Origin of the sequence: Pseudomonas sp. ANT_H12B (genome assembly GCF_008369325.1) — a bacterium.
Lineage (GTDB): Bacteria > Pseudomonadota > Gammaproteobacteria > Pseudomonadales > Pseudomonadaceae > Aquipseudomonas.
The window spans coordinates 311976-336755 of the sequence record NZ_VOBI01000003.1 but is presented as its reverse complement, the minus strand read 5'-3'; the positions used below and the strand labels follow the sequence as shown (position 1 = coordinate 336755).

General features: G+C 61.4%; 24 protein-coding genes. 23 read left to right on the top strand and 1 reads right to left on the bottom strand.

Annotated features, from left to right (window positions below; all coding sequences use genetic code 11):
* Positions 1-32: 32 nt before the first annotated feature.
* From mscK to trxC, 3 genes are all read left to right on the top strand, one after another.
* A complete protein-coding gene (gene mscK / locus FQ185_RS06805) occupies positions 33-3383 on the top strand; it encodes a mechanosensitive channel MscK (RefSeq protein ID WP_149416840.1) in 3351 nt (1116 codons plus the stop codon).
* 48 nt (positions 3384-3431) lie between these two features.
* A complete protein-coding gene (gene selO, locus FQ185_RS06800; protein WP_149416839.1) occupies positions 3432-4895 on the top strand; it encodes a protein adenylyltransferase SelO in 1464 nt (487 codons plus the stop codon).
* Positions 4896-4983: 88 nt separating this feature from the next.
* Complete coding sequence (trxC, locus tag FQ185_RS06795; RefSeq protein WP_149416838.1) at positions 4984-5418, top strand: thioredoxin TrxC; 435 nt, start codon at positions 4984-4986, stop codon at positions 5416-5418.
* A gap of 52 nt (positions 5419-5470) precedes the next feature.
* On the opposite strand, the gene FQ185_RS06790 is transcribed toward trxC, so the two are convergent.
* Positions 5471-6241 carry a ParA family protein gene (locus tag FQ185_RS06790; protein WP_149416837.1) on the bottom strand — a complete coding sequence of 257 codons (771 nt, stop codon included), beginning with the start codon at positions 6239-6241 and terminating at the stop codon, positions 5471-5473.
* A 356-nt stretch (positions 6242-6597) separates the two neighbouring features.
* Between FQ185_RS06790 and FQ185_RS06785 the strand changes: the two genes are divergently transcribed.
* From FQ185_RS06785 to FQ185_RS06690, 20 genes are read left to right on the top strand one after another with little or no spacing between them, the layout of a single operon-like run.
* Positions 6598-7323 (top strand): beta-ketoacyl synthase chain length factor, encoded by a 726-nt coding sequence (locus FQ185_RS06785; RefSeq protein WP_149416836.1) that lies wholly within the window; start codon positions 6598-6600, stop codon positions 7321-7323.
* Positions 7299-8108: a 1-acyl-sn-glycerol-3-phosphate acyltransferase gene (locus FQ185_RS06780; protein ID WP_149416835.1), complete on the top strand. Its 810-nt coding sequence runs from the start codon at positions 7299-7301 to the stop codon at positions 8106-8108. The genes FQ185_RS06785 and FQ185_RS06780 overlap by 25 nt, the downstream gene beginning before the upstream one ends.
* Positions 8089-8349, top strand: coding sequence for a phosphopantetheine-binding protein (locus FQ185_RS06775; protein ID WP_149416834.1), 261 nt, complete (start codon positions 8089-8091; stop codon positions 8347-8349). The genes FQ185_RS06780 and FQ185_RS06775 overlap by 20 nt, the downstream gene beginning before the upstream one ends.
* A 9-nt stretch (positions 8350-8358) precedes the next feature.
* On the top strand, positions 8359-8613 hold the full coding sequence (locus tag FQ185_RS06770; RefSeq protein ID WP_017336166.1) for an acyl carrier protein: 255 nt from the start codon (positions 8359-8361) through the stop codon (positions 8611-8613).
* Entirely contained in the window at positions 8610-9155 is a 546-nt protein-coding gene (locus FQ185_RS06765; protein ID WP_149416833.1) for a hypothetical protein, read from the top strand. Before FQ185_RS06770 ends, FQ185_RS06765 begins: the two co-directional genes overlap by 4 nt.
* Positions 9152-10834, top strand: a complete 1683-nt coding sequence (locus FQ185_RS06760; protein WP_149416832.1) for an acyl-CoA synthetase family protein — start codon at positions 9152-9154, stop codon at positions 10832-10834. Before FQ185_RS06765 ends, FQ185_RS06760 begins: the two co-directional genes overlap by 4 nt.
* Before the next feature lie 53 nt (positions 10835-10887).
* Positions 10888-11622: a glycosyltransferase family 2 protein gene (locus FQ185_RS06755; protein ID WP_149416831.1), complete on the top strand. Its 735-nt coding sequence runs from the start codon at positions 10888-10890 to the stop codon at positions 11620-11622.
* The gene (locus FQ185_RS06750) at positions 11619-12566 is read left to right on the top strand and encodes a glycosyl transferase (protein WP_149416830.1); all 948 of its coding nucleotides are present in this window, start codon (positions 11619-11621) and stop codon (positions 12564-12566) included. The genes FQ185_RS06755 and FQ185_RS06750 overlap by 4 nt, the downstream gene beginning before the upstream one ends.
* On the top strand, positions 12547-14091 hold the full coding sequence (gene hutH, locus FQ185_RS06745) for a histidine ammonia-lyase (protein ID WP_149416829.1): 1545 nt from the start codon (positions 12547-12549) through the stop codon (positions 14089-14091). Before FQ185_RS06750 ends, hutH begins: the two co-directional genes overlap by 20 nt.
* The gene (locus FQ185_RS06740) at positions 14084-14509 is read left to right on the top strand and encodes a thioesterase family protein (RefSeq protein WP_149416828.1); all 426 of its coding nucleotides are present in this window, start codon (positions 14084-14086) and stop codon (positions 14507-14509) included. Before hutH ends, FQ185_RS06740 begins: the two co-directional genes overlap by 8 nt.
* On the top strand, positions 14506-15108 hold the full coding sequence (locus tag FQ185_RS06735; RefSeq protein ID WP_149416827.1) for an outer membrane lipoprotein carrier protein LolA: 603 nt from the start codon (positions 14506-14508) through the stop codon (positions 15106-15108). Before FQ185_RS06740 ends, FQ185_RS06735 begins: the two co-directional genes overlap by 4 nt.
* Positions 15092-17431 (top strand): MMPL family transporter, encoded by a 2340-nt coding sequence (locus FQ185_RS06730; RefSeq protein WP_149416826.1) that lies wholly within the window; start codon positions 15092-15094, stop codon positions 17429-17431. Before FQ185_RS06735 ends, FQ185_RS06730 begins: the two co-directional genes overlap by 17 nt.
* Entirely contained in the window at positions 17428-18588 is a 1161-nt protein-coding gene (locus FQ185_RS06725; RefSeq protein WP_149416825.1) for a sodium:proton antiporter, read from the top strand. The genes FQ185_RS06730 and FQ185_RS06725 overlap by 4 nt, the downstream gene beginning before the upstream one ends.
* On the top strand, positions 18575-19822 hold the full coding sequence (locus tag FQ185_RS06720) for an NAD(P)/FAD-dependent oxidoreductase (protein ID WP_149416824.1): 1248 nt from the start codon (positions 18575-18577) through the stop codon (positions 19820-19822). Before FQ185_RS06725 ends, FQ185_RS06720 begins: the two co-directional genes overlap by 14 nt.
* Positions 19819-20544, top strand: a complete 726-nt coding sequence (locus tag FQ185_RS06715) for a class I SAM-dependent methyltransferase (protein ID WP_149416823.1) — start codon at positions 19819-19821, stop codon at positions 20542-20544. Before FQ185_RS06720 ends, FQ185_RS06715 begins: the two co-directional genes overlap by 4 nt.
* Positions 20544-21149, top strand: a complete 606-nt coding sequence (locus FQ185_RS06710; protein ID WP_178113500.1) for a hypothetical protein — start codon at positions 20544-20546, stop codon at positions 21147-21149. Before FQ185_RS06715 ends, FQ185_RS06710 begins: the two co-directional genes overlap by 1 nt.
* Positions 21146-22342, top strand: coding sequence for a beta-ketoacyl-[acyl-carrier-protein] synthase family protein (locus FQ185_RS06705; RefSeq protein ID WP_149416821.1), 1197 nt, complete (start codon positions 21146-21148; stop codon positions 22340-22342). The genes FQ185_RS06710 and FQ185_RS06705 overlap by 4 nt, the downstream gene beginning before the upstream one ends.
* A complete protein-coding gene (locus FQ185_RS06700; protein ID WP_149416820.1) occupies positions 22339-22800 on the top strand; it encodes a hotdog family protein in 462 nt (153 codons plus the stop codon). Before FQ185_RS06705 ends, FQ185_RS06700 begins: the two co-directional genes overlap by 4 nt.
* Positions 22797-23525, top strand: a complete 729-nt coding sequence (gene fabG, locus FQ185_RS06695; RefSeq protein ID WP_149416819.1) for a 3-oxoacyl-ACP reductase FabG — start codon at positions 22797-22799, stop codon at positions 23523-23525. The genes FQ185_RS06700 and fabG overlap by 4 nt, the downstream gene beginning before the upstream one ends.
* Positions 23525-24751 carry a beta-ketoacyl-ACP synthase gene (locus FQ185_RS06690; protein WP_149416818.1) on the top strand — a complete coding sequence of 409 codons (1227 nt, stop codon included), beginning with the start codon at positions 23525-23527 and terminating at the stop codon, positions 24749-24751. The genes fabG and FQ185_RS06690 overlap by 1 nt, the downstream gene beginning before the upstream one ends.
* Positions 24752-24780: the final 29 nt, after the last annotated feature.

The window sequence follows — 24780 nt, the reverse complement described above, 5'->3', positions numbered from 1 at the left end:
TCCACACTTCGTCTTGTTTTCGATCGGTCTCTATGTCAACCCTGCGCACCTTTTTCGTCACGGCCCTGCTGGGCTTGAGTCTTTCTGTCGGTACGTTGCAAGCGGCCGAACCGCCGACCAGCGAAGCCGTGCAGGCGAATCTGGACAAGATCGCCGACCGCAAACTGCCGGAAACCGATCAAAAAGCCCTGCAGAGCATCCTGCAAGGCACGCTGACGCAGCTCAACAACAAGCGTGATTACGAGCAGAAGCTGGCCGACATCAAGCAGCAGCTGGCCACCGCCCCCAAGCAGAACATCGAAAACCAGCGCGAACTGACCCGGCTCAAGGCCACCAATATGGTGCCGGTGCCGCAACGCTATGCCAAAGAGTCCATTCAGCAACTCGAGCAGATGCTGACTGAGCGCTCCACCCAGCAAAGCGATCTGCAAAAGGCCCTGGCCGACGCCAACAGCCTGATCATTACCGCCCAGACCCGGCCCGAGCGCGCCCAGGCGGAAATCTCCACCAGCCAGACGCGCATCCAGCAGATCAATAACATCCTCAAGGCCGGCAAGGACAACGGCAAGACCTTGAGCGGTGAGCAGCGCGACCTGCTCAATGCCGAGCTCGCGGCACTCAATGCCCTGATCCCGTTGCGTCGTCAGGAGTTGGCCGGTAACAACCAGTTGCAGGACCTGGGCAACAGTCAGCATGACTTGCTCTCGGAAAAATCCGACCGCCTGGAAAAGGAAATCCAGGATCTGCAAAACCTGATCAACCAGAAGCGCCTGGCACAGTCTCAAGAAACGGTTACCCAACAATCCATCGAAGCGCAGAAGGCTGGCGGCAGCGCCTTGCTGGCCACCGAAAGCGCGGCCAACCTGAAGCTGTCGGACTACCTGCTCAAAAGCACTGACCGCCTCAACGAAGTCACCCAGCAAAACCTGCAGACCAAGCAGCAGTTGGACAGCGTGACCCAAAGCGATTCGGCCCTGGACGAGCAAATCAATGTGCTCAAGGGCAGCCTGCTGCTCTCCAAGATTCTCTACAAACAGAAACAGGCCCTGCCGCGCCTCAAGCTCGACCGCGACCTGGCCGACCAGATTGCCGACATTCGCCTGTATCAGTTCGAAGTCAGCCAGCAACGGGAACTGCTCAGCAATCCGGCCACTTACGTCGACAATCTGCTGGCCACCCAAACGCCGGAGCAGGTCACCCCGCAGCTGCGCAAAAGCCTGTTGGAACTGGCGACGACTCGCGCAGACCTGCTGGAGCGGCTGAACCGCGAATTGAGCGCGGTGCTTAACGAATCCATTACCCTGCAACTCAATCAGAAACAACTGCTCAGCACCGCGCAAAGCCTGCGGGCGACCCTCGATGAGCAAATGTTCTGGATTCCCAGCAATAAACCGCTGGATCTTGAATGGATGCACGGCGTGCCGGAGCGCCTGCAGCGTCAGGCCACCACCCTGCCATGGGCCTCAAGCCTGAGCGAACTGTCTGATGGCCTGACCCAGCGACCGCTGCTGTTCCTGCCGCTGGCGCTGCTGATCGGCGCCCTGTTGTGGCGGCGCGAGAGCCTCTATGCCCGACTGAACAAGGTTCACCAGGACATCGGCCACTTCAAGCGCGACAGTCAGTGGCACACCCCGCAGGCGATCCTGATCAATATCCTGCTGGCGATGCCGGTCTCGCTGGGTCTTGCCTTGTGTGGCCTGGCCCTGCAGATCGACGCCCGCGGACAGAACGCCAATATGGGCGCGGCGCTGCTGCAAATGGCTCAAGCCTGGCTGGTGTTCTACACCGCTTACCGGATCCTCGCGCCGGGTGGCGTGGCCGAATTGCACTTCCGCTGGGAAAAACCCCAGGTCGAATTCCTTCAAGGCTGGGTCCGCCGCCTCGGGCTGGTGGTGATGGCCCTCGTCGCGGTCGTGGCGGTCGCCGAACTGCAACCGGCGGCGTTGGCCGATGACGTACTCGGCATGCCGGTGGTGCTGACCTGCTACGCCTTGATGGCCTGGTTGCTCAGCCGCCTGCTGATCAGCAGCCCGACTCACCAGAACACGTCGCTGTTCCGCAAGGCCGTAGGGGTCATGTTCACGGTCCTGCCCGTCGCGTTGTTTGTGGCGGTGTGCTTCGGCTACTACTACACCGCTCTGAAACTCAGCGACCGGTTGATCAACACCCTTTACCTGCTGATGTTCTGGCTGGTGATCGAAGCCACCTTCGTGCGCGGTCTCAGCGTTGCGGCACGACGCCTGGCCTACCAGCGCGCCCTGGCTAAACGCCAGGCCGCGAAAGAGGCCGGCGACGGCGAAGCGGTGATCGAGGAGCCGACGCTGGACATCGAAAAGGTCAACGAACAGTCCCTGCGCCTGATTCGTCTGGCCCTGCTCGGCGGTTTCATCGCGGCGTTGTACTGGGTCTGGTCCGATCTGATCTCGGTGTTTTCGTACCTGGACAACGTCACCCTCTACGAATACACCAGCGGCACCGGCGCCAACATGAGCATGGTGCCGATCAGCATCGGCGACATGCTCGGCGCGGTGATCATCATCGGCATCACCTTCGCGCTGGCGCGCAACTTGCCGGGGCTGCTGGAAGTATTGGTGCTGTCGAAGCTGAACCTGGCTCAGGGCAGCGCTTACGCCACCACCACGTTGCTGTCCTACGTGATCGCCGGCGTCGGTTTCGTCTCGACCCTGTCCACGCTCGGCGTGAGTTGGGACAAGTTGCAATGGCTGGTAGCGGCGCTATCGGTAGGCCTCGGTTTCGGGATGCAGGAGATCTTCGCGAACTTCATCTCCGGGATCATGATCCTGTTCGAACGCCCGGTGCGGATCGGCGACACCATCACCATCGGCAACCTGTCGGGCACGGTGAGCAAGATCCGTATCCGCGCCACGACCATCACCGACTTCGACCGCAAAGACATCATTGTCCCGAACAAGACGTTCATCACCGGGCAACTGATCAACTGGTCCCTGACTGACACCATCACTCGCGTGACCCTCAAGCTCGGCGTCGATTACGGCTCGGACCTGGACCTGGTGAAAGAACTGCTGTTGAAAGCCGCACGGGAGAACCCTCGAGTGCTCAAGGAACCCGAGCCGCTCGTTTACTTCCTGAACTTTGGCGAAAGCACCCTCGACCACGAACTGCGTATGCATGTGCGCGATCTCGGCGACCGAAACCCGGTGCTCGACGAGGTCAACCGCTTCATCAACCGCGAGTTCAAGAAACAGCACATCAACATCTCGTTCCGGCAGATGGAGGTTTACCTCAAGAACCTTCACGGCCAGGAATACAAAATGGTGCCCGTCGAGCCGGAAGTCAAAACCATCGTGCCGCTGGCTGATGGCAAATCGCCGCAAGAGCCGCCGTCCGCCAAGCTCGACTAAGCGGCTTATCCCTAGCAGAATGCTCGGACATTCTGCTGGAGATGGCCCTTGAAAGCCCTCGACGAACTGACCTTCGATAATCGCTTCGCCCGCCTGGGCGATACGTTTTCCACCCATGTGCTGCCCGAGCCGATCGACAACCCGCGCCTGGTGGTGGTCAGCCCTGCCGCCATGGCGCTGCTCGACCTCGACCCGGCCGTGGCCGAAACCCCGGAGTTCGCCGAGCTGTTCAGCGGCCATAAACTCTGGGCCGATGCGGTCCCGAGGGCGATGGTCTATTCCGGTCATCAATTCGGTTCCTACAACCCACAGCTGGGCGATGGTCGCGGCCTGCTGCTGGGCGAGGTCTACAACGAGGCCGGCGAGCATTGGGACCTGCACCTCAAGGGCGCCGGCCAGACGCCCTTCTCGCGCATGGGTGATGGGCGGGCCGTGTTGCGTTCGTCGATCCGCGAATTTCTCGCCTCCGAAGCGCTGAATGCCCTGAACATCCCGACCACCCGCGCGCTGTGCGTGATCGGCTCCGACACGCCAGTGTGGCGCGAGAAGCAGGAACGCGCGGCGATGGTCCTGCGCATGGCGCCGAGCCATGTGCGCTTCGGGCATTTCGAATATTTCTACTACACCAAACGTCCCGAGAAGCAGAAAGAACTCGGCGAGCATGTGCTGGCGATGCATTTCCCCGAATGCCTTGAACAACCGGAACCGTACCTGGCGATGTTCCGTGAAATCGTCGAGCGCAATGCCGAGCTGATCGCCAAATGGCAGGCCTATGGTTTCTGCCACGGTGTGATGAACACCGACAACATGTCGATCCTCGGCATCACCTTCGACTACGGTCCGTTCGCCTTCCTCGACGATTTCGACGCTAACTTCATCTGCAACCACTCCGACGACCAGGGCCGTTACTCCTTCAGTAACCAGGTGCCGATCGGCCAATGGAACCTCAGTGCCCTGGCCCAGGCGCTGACGCCGTTCATCAGCGTCGAAGCCCTGCGCGAAACCCTCGGTCTGTACTTCCCGCTGTACCAGGTCCATTACCTCGACCTGATGCGCCGCCGCCTCGGCCTCACCACTGCTGAAGACGACGACCAGAAACTGCTGGAACACCTGCTGCAACTGATGCAGAACAGCGGCGTCGACTACAGCCTGTTCTTCCGCCGCCTGGGGGATGAATCACCCGAACTGGCCGTCGCCCGCTTGCGCGATGACTTCGTCGACATCAAGGGCTTCGATGCCTGGGCCGAGCTGTATATCGCCCGGGTTGCCCGTGAAGGCGAGATTGATCAAGCGCAGCGCCGCGTCCGGATGCATGCAGTGAATCCGCTGTACATCCTGCGCAACTACCTGGCGCAGAAGGCTATCGATGCGGCGGAAAGCGGCGACTATTCAGAAGTTCGCCGACTGCATGCGGTACTGAGCAATCCGTTCGAGGAACAGCCAGGGATGGAGAGCTATGCAGAGCGGCCGCCGGAGTGGGGCAAGCATCTGGAGATCAGTTGCTCGTCGTGACGGATCAGCGCAGAAGTTTGCGACTTGATAAACATATTTTAGGCTCCAGATCATTTTCACAGATTGCCCACCTATTCAGAGCCCAACCATGACCGACCCACTCCTCATCCCCTGCCCCCACTGCAACGGTCTCAACCGCATCCCCGCCGAGCGACTTGACGACCATCCAAAATGCGGCCGCTGTAAGGCCGAGGTCTTGCTGAGCAAGCCGTTCGAATTGAAGCAAGGCGATTACGCCAGCCAGATCAAGGGCGACTTGCCGCTGTTGGTGGACGTGTGGGCGGACTGGTGTGGGCCGTGCAAGTCGTTTGCGCCGGTGTTCGAGCAGGCAGCGGTGCAGTTGGCGGGCAAATGCAGGCTGGCCAAGCTGGACAGCGAGGCGAACCAGCAATTGTCGGCGCAGTTGGGGATTCGTTCGATTCCGAGCCTGATTCTGTTCAAGAACGGCCAGGAAGTGGCGCGTCAGAGCGGGGCTTTACCATTGCCGCAGTTAATGAGCTGGTTGCGTAGCCAGGGGATTTAACAACAACGCGATCAAATGTGGGAGTGAGCAAGCCCTCTCCCACATTTTAGTTTCAGGCGTTTTCGAGGAGGCTGTGCAGTTCGACGAATTGCTGGGTCAGCTTATGCCGCGGATCAAGGTGAATCAGCGGCGTGTTGGCCTGGTGAGATTCACGCATGCGCACCGAGCTGCCCAGGTACACCGGCAACACCGGCAGGCCTTCGGCGATCAATTCGTCGAGAATTTGCTGAGGAAGGCTGGCACGGGCCTGGAACTGATTAACGACGATGCCTTCGACTTCCAGCCCTTCATTGTGGTCTTCCTTCAATTCTTCGATTTCCGCCAGCAGGCCATAGAGCGCTTGGCGCGAGAAACTATCGCAATCGAAGGGGATCAGCACGCGATCAGCGGCAATCAATGCCGATACAGCATAGAAGTTCAGGGCTGGCGGAGTATCGAGGTAGATCCGATCGTAATCTTCACCCAGTTCCTCGAGCAATTTGCGCAGCTTGTTGATCTTGTGTTTAGCCTCAAGCTTGGGCTGCAAGTCGGCGAGCTCGGCCGTGGCGGTAATCACATGGAGGTTTTCGAACGGAGTTTCGTAGATGTCGACCTGGTTTTTCTTCGAGAACGGCCCGGAAGACAGCGTCTGCTTGAAGAAGTCGGCGATACCCATCGGAATGTCATCACCGGTGAGCCCCGTCAGGTACTGAGTGGAGTTGGCCTGCGCATCGAGATCCACCAATAGGGTGCGATAGCCCTCGCTGGCGCTGACTGCCGCCAGATTGCAGGCAATGCTGGATTTGCCTACACCACCTTTCTGATTGAATACCACGCGCCGCATGTCAAAACCTCCGTGTATCAAAGAATGACCGAGTGTAGTAGTCCACGGCGCTGCTTAGCTACCTCGCGGGGATGTGGACTACACAGTCATTCGCGAAATCACGCTAAAAAGTTCGCAAACTCGTCCATTGATTGACGACTGAGCCGACAGACATCGCCGTCGCAATGTGGACAATGGCTAAACGACCGCTTTTCACGAACCAAACGGTACATTTCATTGCGCAAAAGATAACCAGCATTTGCTACACGCCCGTCGCACCGGGATAATGCGCGCCACTCGGCGCTTAGCGCCACGTAGGGTCTGTCGCATTTTTTGCGACTCACCGCGTCAAGGAAAAGCCCGCAGGGGCGGGATGAATGTCTGTGATCAATTTCAACATCGCCCAATGGCGCGCGTGGGCCCCGGGGCTCGAAAGCGTGGACGATTGGCAGGCCTGGAGCCGACAACCGGTCGTGCTCGCGAGCAGCGATGCCGCCCCGGACGTCTCGTTTCTACCGGCCATGCAGCGGCGGCGACTGAGCCGCCTGGCGCGAATGGCGTTCAGTGTCGGCTGGCCTTTGGCCGCTGGTCGCGAGGACCTACCGTTGGTCTTTATTTCCCGCCACGGCGAAACCCCGCGCACCTTCGATATTCTCAGCGACCTGGCCGCCGATCAGCCGCTTTCGCCAACGCAGTTCAGCCTGTCGGTGCACAACGCGATTATCGGTCTGTGGTCGATCATGCGCGGCGAAACCAGCGAAATGACCGCACTCGCCGCGGCCGGCGACGGCCTTGAACACGGCATGCTAGAGGTTGCGGCGCTGCTTGATGAGGGCGCACCCGCAGTTTTGCTGGTAGTCACCGAAGAACAACCGCCCGAGGCCTACTCGACCTGGATCGACGACGTGCCGTTCCCTTACGCGGTCGGTTTGCTGATCACCCCCGGCAACGACTGGCAGCTGTCCCTGAACAGCACTCCGGATGAGTTGTCCAAAGCCCACTGGCCCCATGCCCTGAATCTCTTGCGTACCCTGCTCGGCCAGCAGACTACCTGCCAACATGCCTGGAAAAATCGTGTATGGACCTGGCAACGCAACCTGTAAACGATAAAAACCGCGACGCCTATTACTGGCGTCTGCTGGCGACCGCCGCAAGCTTCACCTTGTTCGGGTTGGGCGGGCTGTGCCTGCGCCTGGTGGTATTCCCGCTGTTGAACTGCCTGCCCGGCGATGCCCGGACACACCGCCGGCGAGCTAGGCAGACCGTCGCTCGCCTGTTCTGGTTTTTTGTCCGGTTCATGGCCCGCACCGGCGTGCTGACTTACGACATTCAGGGCGCAGAAAAACTTGGTCGACCGGGGCAGATGATCATCGCCAATCACCCGTCGCTGATCGACGTGGTATTCCTGATCGGCCTGGTGCGCCACGCCAACTGCGTGGTCAAGAAAAGCCTCTGGGAGAACCCCTTTACCCGCGGTCCGCTACGCTGCACCGAATACATCAGCAACGACGGCAGCATGGACATGCTCGATGCTGCGGCCGACGCACTGAAAAGCGGCCAGACCCTGATCATCTTTCCCGAGGGTACCCGCACCCAGCCCGGCCAGGCGCCGGCATTTCATCGGGGGGCTGCGGCCATCGCCCTGCGCGGTGCGAAAATCCTCACGCCGGTGATTATCAAGGTCAACCCGACCACATTGACCAAGGCCGAGCCCTGGTATCGGATCCCCAAACGTCGTGTGCACTTCAGTTTCCGTGTCGGGGCCGATATAGACCCACAAGCCTTCGCAGCGTGTGGCCCGGCTCCTCAGGCCTCGCGCAAGCTCAATGACTATTTGCATCATTACTACATTAAGGAGCTCGCCGAAGATGAGCGATCTACACCGTGAAATCAAAGAACTGATCATCGATGCCCTGGGCCTTGAAGACATCAACGCCGACGACATTGGCGACGACCAGACGCTGTTCGGCGAAGGCCTGGGCCTGGATTCGGTAGATGCGCTGGAACTCGGCCTGGCCATCCAGAAAAAGTACGGCATCAAAATCGACGCCGACGCCAAGGACACCCGCAATCACTTCAGCAACGTGGCGAGCCTTGCGGCGTTCGTCACTGCAAAACAGGCAGCTTGAGACCGGACCATGCAAACTCGTGACGACATTTTCAACACCCTGCGCGATGCCTTGGTCGAGCTCTTTGAGCTGGACCCCGAACGGGTGAGCCTCGAATCCAACCTGTACCAGGATCTGGAAATCGACAGCATTGACGCGGTAGACCTGATCGATCACATCAAACGCCAGACCGGCAAGAAAATCGCCGCCGAAGAATTCAAAACGGTGCGCACGGTCAGCGACGTGGTCGAGGCGGTCTACCGTCTGGTTCAACCCGCCGCATGAGCCGACTGATCGGCCTTGGCCTGCTGCTGGCGGGCCTGCTGTACCCCTTCGCGGTGTATTTCGGCATGGAACATTTTGCCCCGTGGCAGTTCGGTCTGCTGCTGGGCAGCCTGTGGCTGGCCCGCGCACTGCTTGGTGCGCGAAGGCCCGGCAGCCTGTGGATGGCGATCACCGCGATCGGTTTTTGCCTGTTGCTGGCGTTGTTCGACAGCCCGCTGATGCTGCGCTGGTACCCGGTGCTGATCAGCGCCTTCATGCTCGGCCTGTTTGGCCTGAGCCTGAAATACGGCCCGCCGATGATCGAACGCCTGGCGCGTCTGCGTGAACCGCAACTGCCGGCCAGGGCGATTGTTTATACCCGCCAGGTGACGATCGCCTGGAGTGTGTTTTTCCTCTGTAACGGTTTGCTCGCCGCCGCCCTGACCCTGTGGGCGCCGTTGAGTTGGTGGATGTTGTACACCGGCCTGATTTCCTACGGATTGATGGGCCTGCTGTTTGCCATTGAATGGCTCATACGACAACGGGTACGAGGCCACCCATGAATTGGATAACGCTTGAGCAGCTGTTGCTCAAGGCTCAACCGGAACGTGCCGTGACGGCCGAGCCGGCGCTGAATCACGCGCAGCTGTGCGAACAGGCGCTGAGCCTGGCCGCCGGCCTGCAAGCCCAGGGTGTGCGGCGCATTGCCGTGCACCTTGAAGACGCCGCCGACCTGGCAATTGCCCTGCTCGGCGCCTGGCGCGCCGGGGTCAGCGTGCTGCTGCCTGCCGATCTGCAACCCCAGACTCGCCAGCGCTGGTCAAACGAGGTCGATCTATGGCTGACCGATCAGGCCGATGACGCGCACCTGGGTGATTACCGGCACGCGCCACTGCCCGCCGCTGCACTGGATCTGGATCGCTGTTCGCTGAGCCTGTGCACGTCCGGCTCCAGTGGCGAGCCCAAACGCATCGAGAAAACCCTGCGTCAGCTGGCCAATGAAGTCCAGGCGCTGGAGCAACTCTGGGGTGCCAATCTGGGCCAGGCGTGCATCATCGGCAGCGTCGCCACCCAGCATATCTATGGTTTGCTGTTTCGGGTGCTGTGGCCGCTGTGCGCCGGGCGTTCGTTCGTGCGCAAGCAACTGGCCTTCCCGGAAGACCTGCAACGCGCCAGCCGCGAACACCCGGCGTTTGCCTGGGTCGCCAGCCCGGCGCTGCTCAAGCGCATGGGCGACAACCTTGACTGGCCGGCACTGAGCGCAGTTCGGCAAGTCTTTTCCTCCGGCGGTGCTCTGCCGGCAGAGGCCGCGCAAAGCCTGTACGAGCGTCTGGAACAATGGCCGACGGAAATTTTCGGCAGCTCGGAAACCGGCGGTATCGCCTGGCGTCAGGGCCACGATCTCTGGCAGTCGTTTGCTGACGTCGCGTTGAGCCAGGACAGCGACGGCGCGCTACTCATTGCCTCGCCGTACCTGCCACCGGGTCATATCGAACATACCGCCGATGCCGCGCGCATCGCCGCAGACAGCCGTTTCGAATTGCTCGGACGGCTGGACCGGATCGTCAAACTGGAAGAAAAACGTATCTCGCTACCGATGCTGGAAAAGGCCTTGATTGACCACGAGTGGGTCGCCGAAGCGCGCCTTGGCGTGGTTCAGGAGAACCGCGCCTCGTTGGGTGCGCTGCTGGTGTTGAGCGAACAGGGTCTGCATGCCTTGCGCAATCAGGGCCGACGCACCCTCACTCAAGAGTTGCGCCAGCATTTGAGCCAGCATTGCGAAGTCCTGGCCTTGCCACGCCGTTGGCGTTTGTTGCGGCAACTGCCGCTTAATGCTCAGGGCAAACTGCCTCAGGCCGAGGTTGAAGCCCTGTTGCTGGCACCGCGCCCAAAGGCGCCGCAAGTGCTGGAACAGGTCGAAGTCGATGGCGAGTGGAGCCTGCAACTGGCAGTGCCGCCCGACCTCGCCTACTTCAGCGGCCACTTCCCCCAGACGCCGGTACTGCCCGGCGTAGTGCAGGTGGACTGGGCGCTGAGCCTCGGTCAGCAATTGATGGATTTGCCGGCAAAATTCGCTGGCATGGAAGTGCTGAAATTTCAGCAACTGGTACGCCCCGGCGATGAAGTCCAACTGCACCTGCGCTTCGATCCGGTACGCAGCAAATTGTATTTCGCCTACCGCAACGAGACCGCCACCTGCTCCAGCGGGCGCATTTTGCTGGAGGCCTCGAGCGATGCATAACTATGGTGAGTGCTCGCGAAGCGGACACCTCGGTCTTTCAGGCGCGCGCCAACATGCATAACCCCTGCGCAATCGTCCCGGTCTACAACCACGAAACCGCCATCACCACGGTGGTCGACGCGCTGCTCGCAAGCGACCTGCCATGCATTCTGGTGGACGATGCCAGCGATCGATCCTGTGCAAAAGTGCTGAACCAACTGGCCCAGCGCGACAGGGTTCACCTGATCCGCCTCGCCACCAATCAAGGCAAGGGTGGCGCCGTGATGACCGGCATGCGTGAAGCCTCGCGACTGGGTTTCAGCCATGCCTTGCAGGTGGACGCCGACGGCCAGCACGATCTGCAAGACGTCTGGACCTTCATCGAGCAATCACGCGCCCATCCCGAAGCGGTGATCTGCGGCTATCCGCAATACGACGCCAGCGTACCGAAAGGTCGCTTGTATGCGCGCTACCTGACCCACGTCATGGTCTGGATCAACACCCTGTCGTTGCAGATTCGCGACTCCATGTGTGGCTTTCGCGTCTACCCGTTGCCACCGATCCTGGCGCTGATCGACTCGGCGAAGATCGGTAAGCGCATGGACTTCGACTCGGACATTCTCGTGCGCCTGGCCTGGCGCAATCAGCCGATGCAATGGCTGCAAACCCGGGTCCATTACCCGCTGGACGGCGTTTCGCATTTTCGCCTGTTCCACGACAACCTGCTGATTTCGAGCATGCACACCCGGCTGTTCTTCGGCATGTTGCTGCGCGCACCCGTGATCCTCTGGCGACGGTGGCTAACATGAGCACTGGGACGGATAAAAAGCACTGGGCTGACCGCGAAGAGCGCGGCAGCTTCTGGCTGATGAAATTCACCGCACTCTGCGCCAAAGTGTTGGGCCGGCGGCTGCTAAGCCCGCTGCTGTACGGCATCGTTCTGTACTTTTTCCTGTTCGGTCGTAGCGCCCGCCAAAGTGCCTGGCAATACCAGCAACGACTCGCCGACTGGACGGGTCGCAACGAACTGCGCCCGACCCATTGGCGGGTGTTCGGTCAGTTCATGGCCTTCGCCGACTCCATGCTCGACAAGCTCGACGTGTGGAACGGCAAATTGAGCATCGAGCAAATTGAAATCATCGACCCGGCATTGCTGCGCAATCAACTGCGCGGCACCCGCGGGCAGATGCTGGTAGGCGCGCATCTGGGCAATCTCGAGGTCTGCCGTGCGTTGGCCGAGATCGGCGAAAAAGTCACGATGAACGTGCTGGTGCACACCAAGCACGCCGAGCAGTTCAACCGTTTGCTGGGCGAAGCCGGGGCGACCAATTTGCGGCTGATCCAGGTCAGCGAGCTGGACCCGCTGATCATGCTGCAACTCCATGAACGCCTGGAGCGCGGCGAGTGGCTGGCGATTGCTGGCGACCGCGTGCCGTTGCACGGCGGGCGCAGCGTGACCGTGGATTTCCTTGGCCATCAAGCCGCGTTCCCTCAGGGGCCGTGGCTGCTGGCCGGGCTGCTCAAATGCCCGATCAATCTGATGATGTGCCTGAAGAAGCCGACGGGGGATTATCGACTGACCCTCGAACCGTTCGCCGAGGCCGTGGTGTGGAAGCGCAGCGACCGCGAACAGGTCATTCATCAGTGGGCTTCCCGCTATGCCGAACGCTTGAGTCACTATTGCCTTGAAGCGCCTCAACAATGGTTCAACTTTTACCCTTTCTGGAAGACCGATGACGACGCCAACGCTTGAGCCGGTAACCTTCGGCGAACTCCCTTTGCGCATCGAAGACGTGCTGGCCCTGGCCAACCGTCAGGTGCCGACGCAGTTGCAAGGCGACCCCGAGTTCCGCCGACGCATCGCCAAGGGCGCGCAGTTCCTTGATTCCCTGTTGGACAAGGAAGGCGTGATCTATGGCGTGACCACCGGTTATGGCGATTCCTGCGTGGTCGCGGTGCCGCTGCATCACGTCGAAGCCCTGCCTCGTCATCTGTACACGTTCCACGGTTGTGGTTTGGGCAAACTGCTCGACGCCCAAGCCACCCGCGCGGTCCTGGCGGCGCGTTTGCAGTCGCTGTGCTACGGCGTATCCGGGGTGCGCATAGAACTGTTGGAACGCCTGCACGCCTTTCTCGAACACGACATCCTGCCGCTGATCCCGGAAGAAGGTTCGGTGGGCGCCAGCGGTGATCTGACGCCGTTGTCCTATGTTGCCGCGACCTTGTCCGGTGAGCGCGAAGTGATGTTCCGTGGTGAGCGCCGACAAGCCGCCGACGTCCACCGCGAACTGGGTTGGGAGCCGCTGGTACTGCGCCCCAAAGAAGCCCTGGCGCTGATGAACGGCACCGCCGTCATGACCGGCCTCGCCTGCCTGGCCTACGCCCGCGCCGATTACCTGCTGCAGCTGGCCACCCGCATCACCGCGTTGAACGTGGTCGCCCTGCAAGGCAACCCGGAGCACTTCGACGAGCGCCTGTTCGCCGCCAAACCGCATCCGGGGCAAATGCAAGTCGCCGCGTGGTTGCGCAAGGATCTGGCGATCGACGCGCCGACCGCACCGCTGCATCGTCTGCAAGATCGCTACTCCCTGCGTTGCGCGCCCCACGTCCTCGGCGTGCTGGCCGACAGCCTGAACTGGCTGCGCTCGTTCATCGAGATCGAGCTCAACAGTGCCAACGACAACCCGATCATCGACGCCGAAGCCGAACGCGTGCTGCACGGCGGGCACTTCTACGGCGGCCACATTGCGTTCGCCATGGACAGCCTGAAGAACCTGGTGGCCAACGTCGCCGACCTGCTCGACCGTCAACTCGCCTTGCTGGTGGACGAGCGTTACAACCATGGTTTGCCGAGCAACCTGTCCGGCGCCACCGCCGACCGCGCGATGCTCAACCACGGTTTCAAAGCCGTGCAGATCGGCACCAGCGCCTGGACCGCCGAAGCGCTGAAAAACACCATGCCGGCCAGCGTCTTCTCGCGCTCCACCGAGTGCCATAACCAGGACAAGGTCAGCATGGGCACCATCGCCGCCCGCGATGCCATCCGTGTGCTGGAGCTGACCGAACAGGTCGCCGCCGCCACCCTGTTGGCCGCCAATCAAGGCGTCTGGTTGCGCAGCAAAGCCGAGGATGCCCGTCCATTGCCGCCAGCCCTGGCGGCCATGCACGAAGAACTGGCGAAAGACTTCCCGCCGGTCATCGAAGACCGTGCCCTGGAAGGCGAATTGCGCCTGTGCCTGAAGCGCATCGCCGAGCAACACTGGAGGCTGCATGCGTAGCAAGGGAGTGCTTCACACCGATACGGAAATCCTCGTGCCGTTCTTTGATGTCGACACCATGAACGTGGTCTGGCACGGCCATTACATCAAATACCTGGAAGTCGCCCGCTGCGCGCTGCTGGACAAGATCGGCCACAACTACGACGCCATGGTCGAGTCCGGTTACGCCTGGCCGGTGATTGATCTGCAATTACGTTATGTGCGCGGCGCCGTATTTGGCCAGAAGCTGAACGTGCGCGCCAATCTGGTGGAGTGGGAGAACCGTTTGAAGATCAGCTACCTGATCAGCGATCTGCAAACCGGCGAACGTTTGACCCGCGCCAGCTCCGTGCAGGTCGCGGTCGACATGAGCAGCCGCGAAATGCAGTTGGCTTCACCCAAGGTCTTCACTGACGCTGTTGAAAGGATGCTTGCATGACCCCGTTTTTCAAATGCCTCAGCGCTTTGGCGCTACTTGGCTTGGCGTCGATGGCCAACGCCTTCGATCTGCAACAGCTCAGCGATCAATTGGCCAAACCCGACGTCATCCACGGCAACTTCATCCAGGAAAAACACCTGCGCGCCCTGCCCAAGCCACTGACCAGCAAAGGCACCTTCGTCCTCGCTAAAAACCACGGTTTGCTCTGGCGGCTGAAAACCCCGCTGCAACAGGATTACCGCATCAGCGACAAAGGCATCGCCCGGCGTGATGTCAACGGTTGGCAAATGCTGCCGAGCAAGAGTGCCGGCGCCGAACAGAACCGTTTGTTCCTCGCCGTCCTACAGGGCGACAGCAGCGGGCTGCAACGGGATTTCGAGCTGTCCCTGAGCGGCGACGCACAGACCTGGAGGCTGACCCTGATCCCGCGCTCAATGCTGCTCAAGCAGGTGTTCACTCAGATCAACATTGCCGGCGGCGAACTGGTGCACAGCATCGAGCTGCTCGAAACCCAGGGTGACAGCACCCTTTTGCGCATGCAGGACAGCACGAGTGCACAACCTTTGAGCGATGCGGAGCAACATGACTTTGCCGAGTGAACGGATGCTTTCGCGGCTGTTTCTGATCCTGCTGCTGGCGGTGCTCGCGCTCGCCGGTTGGCAGTGGCGTGACGGCGCACCGCTGTCGGCCAACCTGATGGAACTGGTGCCCGGCACCGCTCCCGATGCGCTGGAACTGCGCGCCGAACAACGCATGCAAGAACCGCTGAACCGCGAAATGCTGGTGCTGGTGGGTCATGCCGATCGCCAGCAAGCAGTCGCCATGGCCCAGAAACTGGGCGAGCAGTGGCAGGCCAGCGGCCTGTTCGAGAAGGTCCAGTGGAACCTGCAAGCCGACTTGCCCGCGCTGCGCACGCAATTGCTGCAAGGGCGGTTGGCGATGCTCGCGGCGGCGGATCGACAGCAACTGATCGAACATCCCGACGCGTTTATTCAGCAACGGGTGCAAGCGCTATTCGACCCCTTCACCGGTTTCACCCTGGTGCCGAGCCAGGATGACTGGCTGGGCCTGACCGGGCGCATCCAGAACAGCCAGCCGCAACACGGTTCGGTGCAACTGGACATCAGCAGCGGTGCGCTGGTCGCCGATGCCGACGGCAAGAGTTGGGTGTTGCTGCGGGCACGAACCACCGGCAATGCCTTCGACCTGAGCCTGCCGTTGCAAGTGGCCGATCTGCTCAAGCACAGCCGCGAAGAAGCCGTCCAGGCGGACGTGCAATTGCTCGCCGCCAGCGGCCTGCTTTACGCAGCCGCCGGTCAACAGCAGGCCACCCGGGAAATGACCTGGGTCGGCGGCGGTGCCACGGTGGGCATTCTGTTGCTGCTGTTGCTGGCGTTCCGCCGTTGGCGGGTATTGCTGGCCTTCATCCCGGTGCTGGTGGGCATGCTCTTCGGCGCGGTTGCCTGCGTAGCGATGTTCGGCCACATGCATGTGATGACCCTGGTGCTGGGTTCCAGCCTGATCGGTGTGGCTGTCGATTATCCGCTGCATTACCTGTCCAAAAGCTGGAGCCTGAAGCCCTGGCACAGTTGGCCGGCGTTGCGCCTGACCCTGCCGGGCCTGACGCTGAGCCTGATCACCAGTTGCATTGGCTACCTGGCCCTGGCCTGGACGCCGTTCCCGGCGCTGACGCAGATTGCCGTGTTCTCCGCCGCCGGGCTGCTTGGCGCCTACTTGTCCGCTGTGTGCTTGCTGCCGGCGCTGCTCAAAGGCGTGGACCTGCGACCGGCGCAATGGCCGCTGAAGGTTTGCGAGTGTTTGCTCAATTGCCGCGAAGCGCTGCTCAAACGGGCGAACACGCCGGTGTTGCTGGCGCTGCTGATCGCCTTCTGTGTTGCCGGTCTGCTGCAGCTTGAAAGCAAAAACGATATTCGCCAATGGGTCGGCGCACCGCAGCAACTGACTGACGAGGCCCAGACCATTGCGCGCATCACCGGCTATCAACCCACCAGCCAGTTCTTCCTGGTGCGCGCGGCCAATGAAAAGGAACTGCTCGAACGCCTGACGGCATTGAGCGAGCGCCTGGATCAGCTGGTCAATCTGGACAAGCTCCAGGGCTACCTGTCGCTCAATCAGCTGCTCAGTCAACCGAGTGACCAGCAACAAGTGCGCGAGGCGTTGAACAAGCTCCCGCAGTTCTGGCAACCGTTGCTTGACCTTGGTGTTCCGGCCGCCGCCCTTCAAGCCGAACTGGCGAAGTTGCAGGCGCTGCCCACCGAAGACATTGATGCCGCGCTGGTCGGTCCTTTGGCGGAACCCTATCGCACGTTGTGGCTGGGGGCCGTCGATGACGGTGTGGCGGCGATGGTCAGCCTGCAAGGCCTGAACAACCCTTCACTGCTGCGGGTCCAGGCGCTGGGCTTGCCGGGCGTGGAGCTGGTGGATCGTCTCGGTGAGTTGAACAAGGTCTTCGCCGACACCCAGATCAGTGCCGCAGAACTGAAACTCGCCTCCTGCGTGCTGATCGTGCTGGTGCTGATCCTGCCGTTCGGCTTCGGCGGTGCACTGCGAATCGTCGCGCTGCCGCTGCTGGCCGCGTTGTGCAGCCTGGCCAGTCTCGGCTGGCTGGGACAACCGCTGACGCTGTTCAGCCTGTTCGGTCTGTTGCTGGTGACGGCCATCAGCGTTGACTACGCGATCCTCATGCGCGAACAGATCGGTGGCGCCGCTGTGAGTCTGCTGGGCACCTTGCTGGCGGCATTGACCACTTGGTTGTCGTTCGGCCTGCTGGCGGTCTCCAGCACACCGGCGGTGAGCAACTTCGGCCTGTCGGTGAGCCTGGGCCTGGCCTTCAGCTTCATGCTTGCACCGTGGGCCGGTCGACAAGTGCATGCCGCCACAGTCGCGGAGCCGGCAGCATGATGGTCGTTCTGTTCTGGGTGATGGCCCTGGCGCTGTTTGCCGTGGCCACTCGAGTCGGTCGTCACTTCAGCCTGATTCCGATCGTCAGCCAGTTGCTGCTGGCGACCCTTGGCTTGCCGCTGCTGATGTATTTCTGGGTCGAACCCCAGTGGCAATTGAGCGGCGCGGCGCTGGTCTCGCCGGCCTGGCTGAAAAACCTCTACAGCCTGAGTTTCGCGCTGCTGCTGGGCTACATCCTCAGCGATGTGATCGACCTGCGACTGGATCGCCAAAGCCTGAAAATCGCGCTGCCCAGTTTCTGCGTTCCGTTTGCCTGCGGCCTGGCCACGGCGATCTGGCTGTTACCGCCGCAGCCGTGGATCAGTTCCCTGGCGGTGGGTCTATTGTTCGCCATCACCGCGATCCCGGTTTTGTATCTATACCTGCGGCATATCGGTTACCCGCCCGCCGCCACCCGGCGACTGGTGCAGACCGCGATCCTGATCGACCTCGCCTGCTGGACCCTGTTCGCCATCGCCCAGGGCAGCCTGCACCTGAGCAGTTTGCTGCTGCCATTGGCCGGCGCTTGCCTGCCATTGCTGCTGCGGCTGGTCGGTGTGCACCGGCCACGGGTATACAGCGTGTGCTTCTTCGCGTTGCTGGTGGTCGCCGAGCATTACAAGCTCAATGCTTTGATTTTCGGCATCGGGTATCTGCTGTGCATGGCCGCGATCAAAGTGCCGCTGGTGCTGCCAATACGGGCGCTCTGGATGAATCGTTTGCAGACCTGGATCGCCATCCCGCTGATCCTCACATTCGGCATCGTGCAGATCAACGTCCACAGCGCCATCGATAGCCTCAGCTGGGTACAACTGGCCGCACTGCTGTTGTTCCCGATTGCCAGCAAAATGCTGGGCAACTGGTATGGCCTCGGTTGGGCCGGTGCCTCGTTTGAAGGTGCCAGTCGCTGGCGGGAAAGTGTTTTGCTGAATATTCGCGGCTTGAGCGAGATCGTCTTTCTCAACCTGCTGCTGCAACAACAGCTCATCAGCCCGGCGCTGTACTTTGCGCTGATGTTGATGGGCCTGATCGCGACACTGCTGCCGGCATTGGCCGGTATGCACCGAATCCCCTTGAAAGCTGCCGTCCCGGCAAGGAGCCCCCATGCCAACCGTTGAAATGGAACGTCGCCAGGTCGTCATCATCGGCGCTGGCCCCTCGGGCGCCATCGCCGCCGCGCTGCTCAAGCGCAAGGGTCACGACGTGCTGGTGATCGAGCGTCAGCATTTCCCAAGGTTTTCCATCGGCGAAAGCCTGTTGTCTCACTGCCTGGATTTTGTCGAAGAGGCGGGCATGCTCGACGCCGTCAACGCGGCTGGATTCCAGCTGAAAAACGGCGCAGCGTTTGCCTGGGGCGAGCGCTATAGCGCCTTCGATTTCGGCGATACGTTCAGCAACGGCAAGCCGACCACCTTCCAGGTTCAACGAGCTGATTTTGACAAGCTGCTGGCCGATCAGGCCGCGCTGCAAGGCGTAGAAATCCGCTACGGCGAAGCCATCGTCAGCGTCGATAACGACCGTCCGAAACCGCAGCTCGGCGTACGTCGTGAAGACGGCAGCGAGTACCGCATCGAGGCTGATTTCATGCTCGACGCCAGTGGTTACGGTCGTGTCCTGCCGCGCTTGCTCGACCTTGAAGCACCGTCGGACTTTCCGGTGCGCCAAGCGGTGTTCACCCACATCGAAGACCATATCGACAGCCCGACTTTCGAACGGGAAAAAATCCTCATCACCACCCATCCGACCCAGCGCGATATCTGGTTCTGGACGATCCCGTTCAGCGGCGGGCGTTGCTCGGTAGGCGTGGTCGCGGCAGCCGAACATTTCGAAGGCCGCATGGAGAATCTGGACGACTGCTTGCGCAGCTTCATCGACGAGACCCCTAGCCTGTCCGGTGTGCTGAACAACGCTGTATGGGACACGCCTGCACGAACCATCGGTGGCTACTCGGCCAACGTCAAAACCCTCCACGGTCCGGGCTTCGCGTTGCTGGGTAACGCGGCGGAATTCCTCGACCCGGTGTTCTCCTCCGGCGTGACCATCGCCATGCGCTCGGCGAGCATGGCCGCCGGGGTCCTGCATCGCCAGCTGCAAGGCGAAAGCGTCGATTGGCAAACAGAGTTCGCCGAGCCGCTCAAACGCGGGGTCGACACCTTCCGTTGCTACGTCGAAGGCTGGTACGCCGGGACCTTCCAGGACGTGATTTATCATGAGGGCGGCTCACCGGATATCCGCCGCATGATCAGCGCGATCCTCGCCGGTTATGCCTGGGACGAGCGCAACCCCTTCGTCAGCGAACCTAAACGCCGGCTGCGAATGCTCTCGGAAATCTGCGCGAGTGACGCGCCTTGAGCTACCTGAGTGAAAACTACGTCGAGGAAACCCGATTCGGTTTCTGGTTCCTGCGCAGCCGCACCTGGCAGCACCATGTATTGCGCGTAGCCATCGACGATTTACGCAGCCTGTTCAGCGAACCGTTACCGAACCATCCGGTATTGCTGGATGCCGGTTGCGGTCAGGGCAAGTCGTTCCAATACCTGCGCCAGACGTTTGCGCCACAACGCTTGATCGGTCTGGACGCCGACCCTCACAGCCTCAACCTGAGCGGCGAAGAAGCTGCCCGTCAGGGCATGGAAGTGGAGTTGCTCGGCAGCGACTGCGCGAGCATCAACGTCCCGGACGCCAGCGTCGATCTGCTGTTCTGTCATCAGACCTTTCATCATCTGGTGGACCAGGAACAGGCGCTGTCCGAGTTCTACCGCGTGCTCAAGCCCGGTGGTTATCTGCTGTTCGCCGAATCCACCGAGGCTTACATTAATACCTGGGTGATACGCTGGTTGTTCCGCCATCCGATGCACATGCAGAAGAGCGCTGCCGGGTACCTGGACATGATTCGCCGGCAGCGTTTCGAATTCGGCCCGCGAAACGTGTCTTATCCATACTTGTGGTGGAGCCGCGCCAAGGATTTCGGCCTGTTTGAACGCTTGGGTCTGCGCCAGCCAAAGCCCTTCGGCCAACGGGAAGAAACCCTGGTCAATGTGGTCGCGCGCAAACCCCTTGAAGGTGCCGTGTGATGTTTAGTGCAACTCAAACCTGTGGGAGCGAGCCTGCTCGCGATAGCGGTGGGTCAGCCAACATAGTTATCGAATGCATTGCCGCCATCGCGAGCAGGCTCGCTCCCACAGGGTGTGCGGTGGTGCTGCGCTTCCTGCTGTTGGGTTGTGTCCTGTTGCTGAGCGCCTGCGCCAGTCGGGTGCCGCTGCCTGAGCAAACCCCGAACCTGTCGTTGCCGCTGCAATTGCACATCCAGCGTCTGCAAGCCGACCAACGTCAGGACTGGGTGCTGGTGATCCAACGTGAAGGCCCGGGGATTCGCTGGTCGATGATGGACTTGCTGGGCATTCCACAGGCACGCCAGAAACTGGTCGATGGCAAGTGGCAGGCTGACGGTCTGCTGCCGCCCAACCCGGAAGCGCGAGAGCTGTTCGCCGCGCTGCTGTTTGCGCTGACCCCCAAAGATGAGCTGTCGGGCAACTATCCCGCCGCTTGGCAGCATGGCTCGCAACGCACCCTGCCATCGCATTGGGACGTCCGTTATTCACAACCCATGAGCTTTGAATTGAACCTGCCCAAAGGCCCGAGATATCAAGTCACGCCGCTCAGCGGGGACACGCCATGACGGCTTATCTGAATGCCCTCGGGGTCATCTGCGCCCTGGGCCGCGACAAGCACGAAGTCGCCCGTAACCTGTTTGCCGGCGACTGCTCCGGCATGCGCAGCGAGGCCGGCTGGGTGGCGGAACGCTCGTTACCAGTGGCCGCGGTCCAGGGGGAGCTGGCACCGATACCAGTCGAACTGACCGAGCAACGCAGCCGCAACAATCAGTTGCTGCTGGAAGCCGCGCTGCAAATTCGCCAAGACATCGACCAGGCGATCCAGACCTACGGTCGCGACCGTATCGGTATCGTTCTGGGCACCAGCACCTCAGGTATCGACGAAGCCAGTCGCGGGCTGGCTCATTACATCCGCGAGCATCAGTTCCCGGCCGATTACAACTATCAGCAACAGGAACTCGGCGCTCCGGCAAATTTCCTCGCCGACTGGCTGCAATTAAGCGGTCCGGCTTATGTGATTTCCACCGCCTGCACTTCCAGCGCCCGGGCACTGATGAGTGCTCAGCGTCTGCTGGATCTGGGCGTGTGCGATGTGGTGCTGTGTGGCGGTGTCGACAGCCTGTGCAAGCTGACCCTCAGCGGGTTCTCGGCGCTGGAAGCGGTGTCCGGACAGCGCTGCAATCCGTTCTCGGTCAACCGTAACGGCATCAATATCGGCGAAGCGGCGGTGTTGTTCCTGATGAGCAAAAGTGCCGGCGACAGCCAGCCGATTGCCCTGCTGGGCAGTGGCGCCAGCTCCGATGCACACCACATTTCCGCACCGGAACCGACTGGCCGGGGCGCCCTGCAAGCGATGCGCAAAGCCTTGGGCCGAGCACAACTGCAACCGCAGCAGATCGATTACCTGAACCTGCACGGCACCGCGACCCAACACAACGACGCCATGGAAAGCCTGGCAGTGGCCGCATTGTTCCCGGCCGGTGTGCCCTGCTCCTCGACCAAACCCATGACCGGCCACACCCTGGGCGCGGCCGGGGCGCTGGAAGCGGCGTTCTGCTGGCTGAGCCTGAGCGCAGGCAACCGCGAGCATGCGCTGCCGCCTCACGTCTGGGACGGTCAACCCGACCCCGAACTGCCGCCCCTGAATTGGGTGACCCCGGCCGATCGCCTGGCGTCCATTGCACCGCGCTACCTGATGAGCAATTCCTTTGCTTTCGGTGGCAACAACGTCAGCCTGATTATCGGAGATGCACCATGATTGACTGGCCGCTCGCCGAACTGCTGCCTCACGCTGGCGACATGATCCTCATCGATCAGATCCTGGCGTTCGATGACGAGCAGATTCATACCCGCCTCACCGTCAAACCCGACGGCCTGTTCAACCGTCCCGACGGCAGCCTGCCGGCCTGGGTCGGCATCGAACTGATGGCCCAGAGCGTCGCGGCCTACGCCGGTTGCCATGCCCGCCAGCGTGGCGATGCGGTGGAGCTGGGGTTTCTGCTCGGCACCCGCAAATTCGAATGCAACGTCGAGCACTTCCCCGCCGGCACCGAGCTGACCATCCATGGGCTGCGCTCGCTGGAAGACGACAACGGCATGGGCGTGTTCGAATGTCACATCAACGCGCCCGGCATTCACGCCACCGCTCGTCTGAACGTGTTCCGTCCGCCTCAGGCCGCTCAATACCTTCATGAAACCCAAGGAACCCAGCCATGACTGAATCCGTACTGATCACCGGTTCCAGCCGTGGCATCGGCCGCGCCATCGCTTTGCGTCTGGCCCAGGCCGGGCATGACATCGTGCTGCATTGCCGCAACGGCGTTGCTGACGCCGAGGCCGTAAAGGTCGAAATCGAGGCCTTGGGGCGTAAAGCGCGGATTCTGCAATTCGACGTGTCCGACCGCGCCAGTTGCAAAGCCGTTCTGGAGGCTGACGTGGAAACCCACGGCGCCTATTACGGCGTGGTGCTTAATGCCGGCCTGACGCGCGACGGTGCATTTCCCGCCCTGAGCGAGGATGATTGGGACGTGGTAATGCGCACCAACCTCGACGGTTTCTACAACGTACTGCACCCGGTGATGATGCCGATGATCCGTCGTCGCGCCGCCGGGCGAATTGTCTGCATCACCTCGGTTTCCGGGCTGATCGGCAACCGTGGCCAGGTCAACTACAGCGCCTCCAAGGCAGGCTTGATCGGCGCGGCGAAGGCGTTGGCGATCGAATTGGGCAAGCGCAAAATCACCGTCAACTGTGTCGCTCCCGGCTTGATCGACACTGCGATGCTCGATGAAAACGTGCCGGTGGAAGAACTGATGAAAATGATCCCCGCACAACGCATGGGCACCCCTGAAGAGGTGGCCGGCGCGGTGAATTTCCTGATGTCGGCGGAAGCGTCATACATCACCCGGCAGGTTCTGGCCGTCAACGGAGGCCTGTGCTGATGAAGCGCGTCGTCGTCACCGGCATGGCCGGCATCACCTCACTGGGCAGCGATTGGGACACCATCGCCGCCAACTTCGCCGCCAACCGCAGCGGCATTCGCCGGATGGACGAGTGGGATCGCTTCACCGAACTCAACACCCGCCTGGCGGGGCCGATCGATGGCTTCAAAGTGCCGAGCCACTGGACCCGCAAGCAACTGCGCAGCATGGGCCGGGTTTCGCGCCTGGCGGTCGGCGCGGCGGAACAGGCCTTGGCCGATGCCGGGCTGTTGGGCAACGAATTGATCAAGGACGGGCGCATGGGCGTCTCCTGTGGTTCGTCCACCGGCAGCACCGACGAGATCAAGGCGTTCGGCAACATGCTGCTCAATTCGGTGGCCGAGGGCCTGAACGCCAATTCCTACGTGCGCATGATGCCGCACACCACGGCGGCGAATATCAGCATCTTCTTCGGCCTCACCGGCCGGCTGATCCCGACCTCCAGTGCTTGCACCAGCGGCAGCCAGGGCATCGGCTACGCCTACGAATCGATCAAGTTCGGCCGTTTGCCATTGATGCTCGCTGGCGGTGCCGAAGAGCTGTGCCCCACCGAAGCCATGGTCTTCGACGCGCTCTACGCCACCAGTCTGAAAAACGATGCCCCGCATACCAGTCCACGCCCTTACGACAAAGGACGCGATGGCTTGGTGATTGGTGAAGGCGGCGGCATGCTGGTGCTTGAAGAGCTGGAACATGCTCTGGCGCGTGGCGCGCACATTCACGCCGAGCTCGTCGGTTTCGGCAGCAACGCCGACGGCCAGCACGCCACCCGTCCGGAGCAAATCACCATGCGCCGGGCCATGGAGCTGGCCCTGGAAGACGCCGGGCTACAGCCTTCGGACATCGGCTACGTGAATGGTCACGGCACAGCGACAGAACAGGGCGACATCGCCGAAACACTCGCGACCAGCGCGTTGTTCGGCGAACACATGCCCATCAGCTCGCAGAAGAGCTTCCTTGGTCACACCTTGGGAGCCTGCGGCGCGCTGGAGTCCTGGTTCAGCATCGAGATGCTGAACCGCGACCTGTACGTGCACACCCTCAACCTCGACGATGTCGATCCGCACTGCGGCAAGCTCGATTACCTGCGCGGCGAGTTCCGGCAGATGAGCAACCAGTACGTGATGAACAACAACTTTGCGTTTGGCGGGGTTAATACTTCGCTGATTTTTCGGCGGTGGTCGTAACGGTGATGATCGTTCCCACGCTCCGCGTG

Coding starts and splice junctions, on each gene's coding strand:
- fabG (WP_149416819.1), top strand. CDS start 22,797: ATGACTGAATCCGTACTGATCACCGGTTCCAGCCGTGGCATCGGCCGC.
- FQ185_RS06760 (WP_149416832.1), top strand. CDS start 9,152: ATGAATTGGATAACGCTTGAGCAGCTGTTGCTCAAGGCTCAACCGGAA.
- FQ185_RS06690 (WP_149416818.1), top strand. CDS start 23,525: ATGAAGCGCGTCGTCGTCACCGGCATGGCCGGCATCACCTCACTGGGC.
- FQ185_RS06735 (WP_149416827.1), top strand. CDS start 14,506: ATGACCCCGTTTTTCAAATGCCTCAGCGCTTTGGCGCTACTTGGCTTG.
- FQ185_RS06705 (WP_149416821.1), top strand. CDS start 21,146: ATGACGGCTTATCTGAATGCCCTCGGGGTCATCTGCGCCCTGGGCCGC.
- FQ185_RS06755 (WP_149416831.1), top strand. CDS start 10,888: ATGCATAACCCCTGCGCAATCGTCCCGGTCTACAACCACGAAACCGCC.
- mscK (WP_149416840.1), top strand. CDS start 33: ATGTCAACCCTGCGCACCTTTTTCGTCACGGCCCTGCTGGGCTTGAGT.
- FQ185_RS06790 (WP_149416837.1), bottom strand. CDS start 6,241: ATGCGGCGCGTGGTATTCAATCAGAAAGGTGGTGTAGGCAAATCCAGC.
- FQ185_RS06720 (WP_149416824.1), top strand. CDS start 18,575: ATGCCAACCGTTGAAATGGAACGTCGCCAGGTCGTCATCATCGGCGCT.
- FQ185_RS06765 (WP_149416833.1), top strand. CDS start 8,610: ATGAGCCGACTGATCGGCCTTGGCCTGCTGCTGGCGGGCCTGCTGTAC.
- FQ185_RS06775 (WP_149416834.1), top strand. CDS start 8,089: ATGAGCGATCTACACCGTGAAATCAAAGAACTGATCATCGATGCCCTG.
- FQ185_RS06750 (WP_149416830.1), top strand. CDS start 11,619: ATGAGCACTGGGACGGATAAAAAGCACTGGGCTGACCGCGAAGAGCGC.
- trxC (WP_149416838.1), top strand. CDS start 4,984: ATGACCGACCCACTCCTCATCCCCTGCCCCCACTGCAACGGTCTCAAC.
- FQ185_RS06740 (WP_149416828.1), top strand. CDS start 14,084: ATGCGTAGCAAGGGAGTGCTTCACACCGATACGGAAATCCTCGTGCCG.
- FQ185_RS06730 (WP_149416826.1), top strand. CDS start 15,092: ATGACTTTGCCGAGTGAACGGATGCTTTCGCGGCTGTTTCTGATCCTG.
- FQ185_RS06725 (WP_149416825.1), top strand. CDS start 17,428: ATGATGGTCGTTCTGTTCTGGGTGATGGCCCTGGCGCTGTTTGCCGTG.
- FQ185_RS06770 (WP_017336166.1), top strand. CDS start 8,359: ATGCAAACTCGTGACGACATTTTCAACACCCTGCGCGATGCCTTGGTC.
- FQ185_RS06700 (WP_149416820.1), top strand. CDS start 22,339: ATGATTGACTGGCCGCTCGCCGAACTGCTGCCTCACGCTGGCGACATG.
- hutH (WP_149416829.1), top strand. CDS start 12,547: ATGACGACGCCAACGCTTGAGCCGGTAACCTTCGGCGAACTCCCTTTG.
- FQ185_RS06710 (WP_178113500.1), top strand. CDS start 20,544: ATGTTTAGTGCAACTCAAACCTGTGGGAGCGAGCCTGCTCGCGATAGC.
- FQ185_RS06780 (WP_149416835.1), top strand. CDS start 7,299: ATGGACCTGGCAACGCAACCTGTAAACGATAAAAACCGCGACGCCTAT.
- FQ185_RS06785 (WP_149416836.1), top strand. CDS start 6,598: ATGTCTGTGATCAATTTCAACATCGCCCAATGGCGCGCGTGGGCCCCG.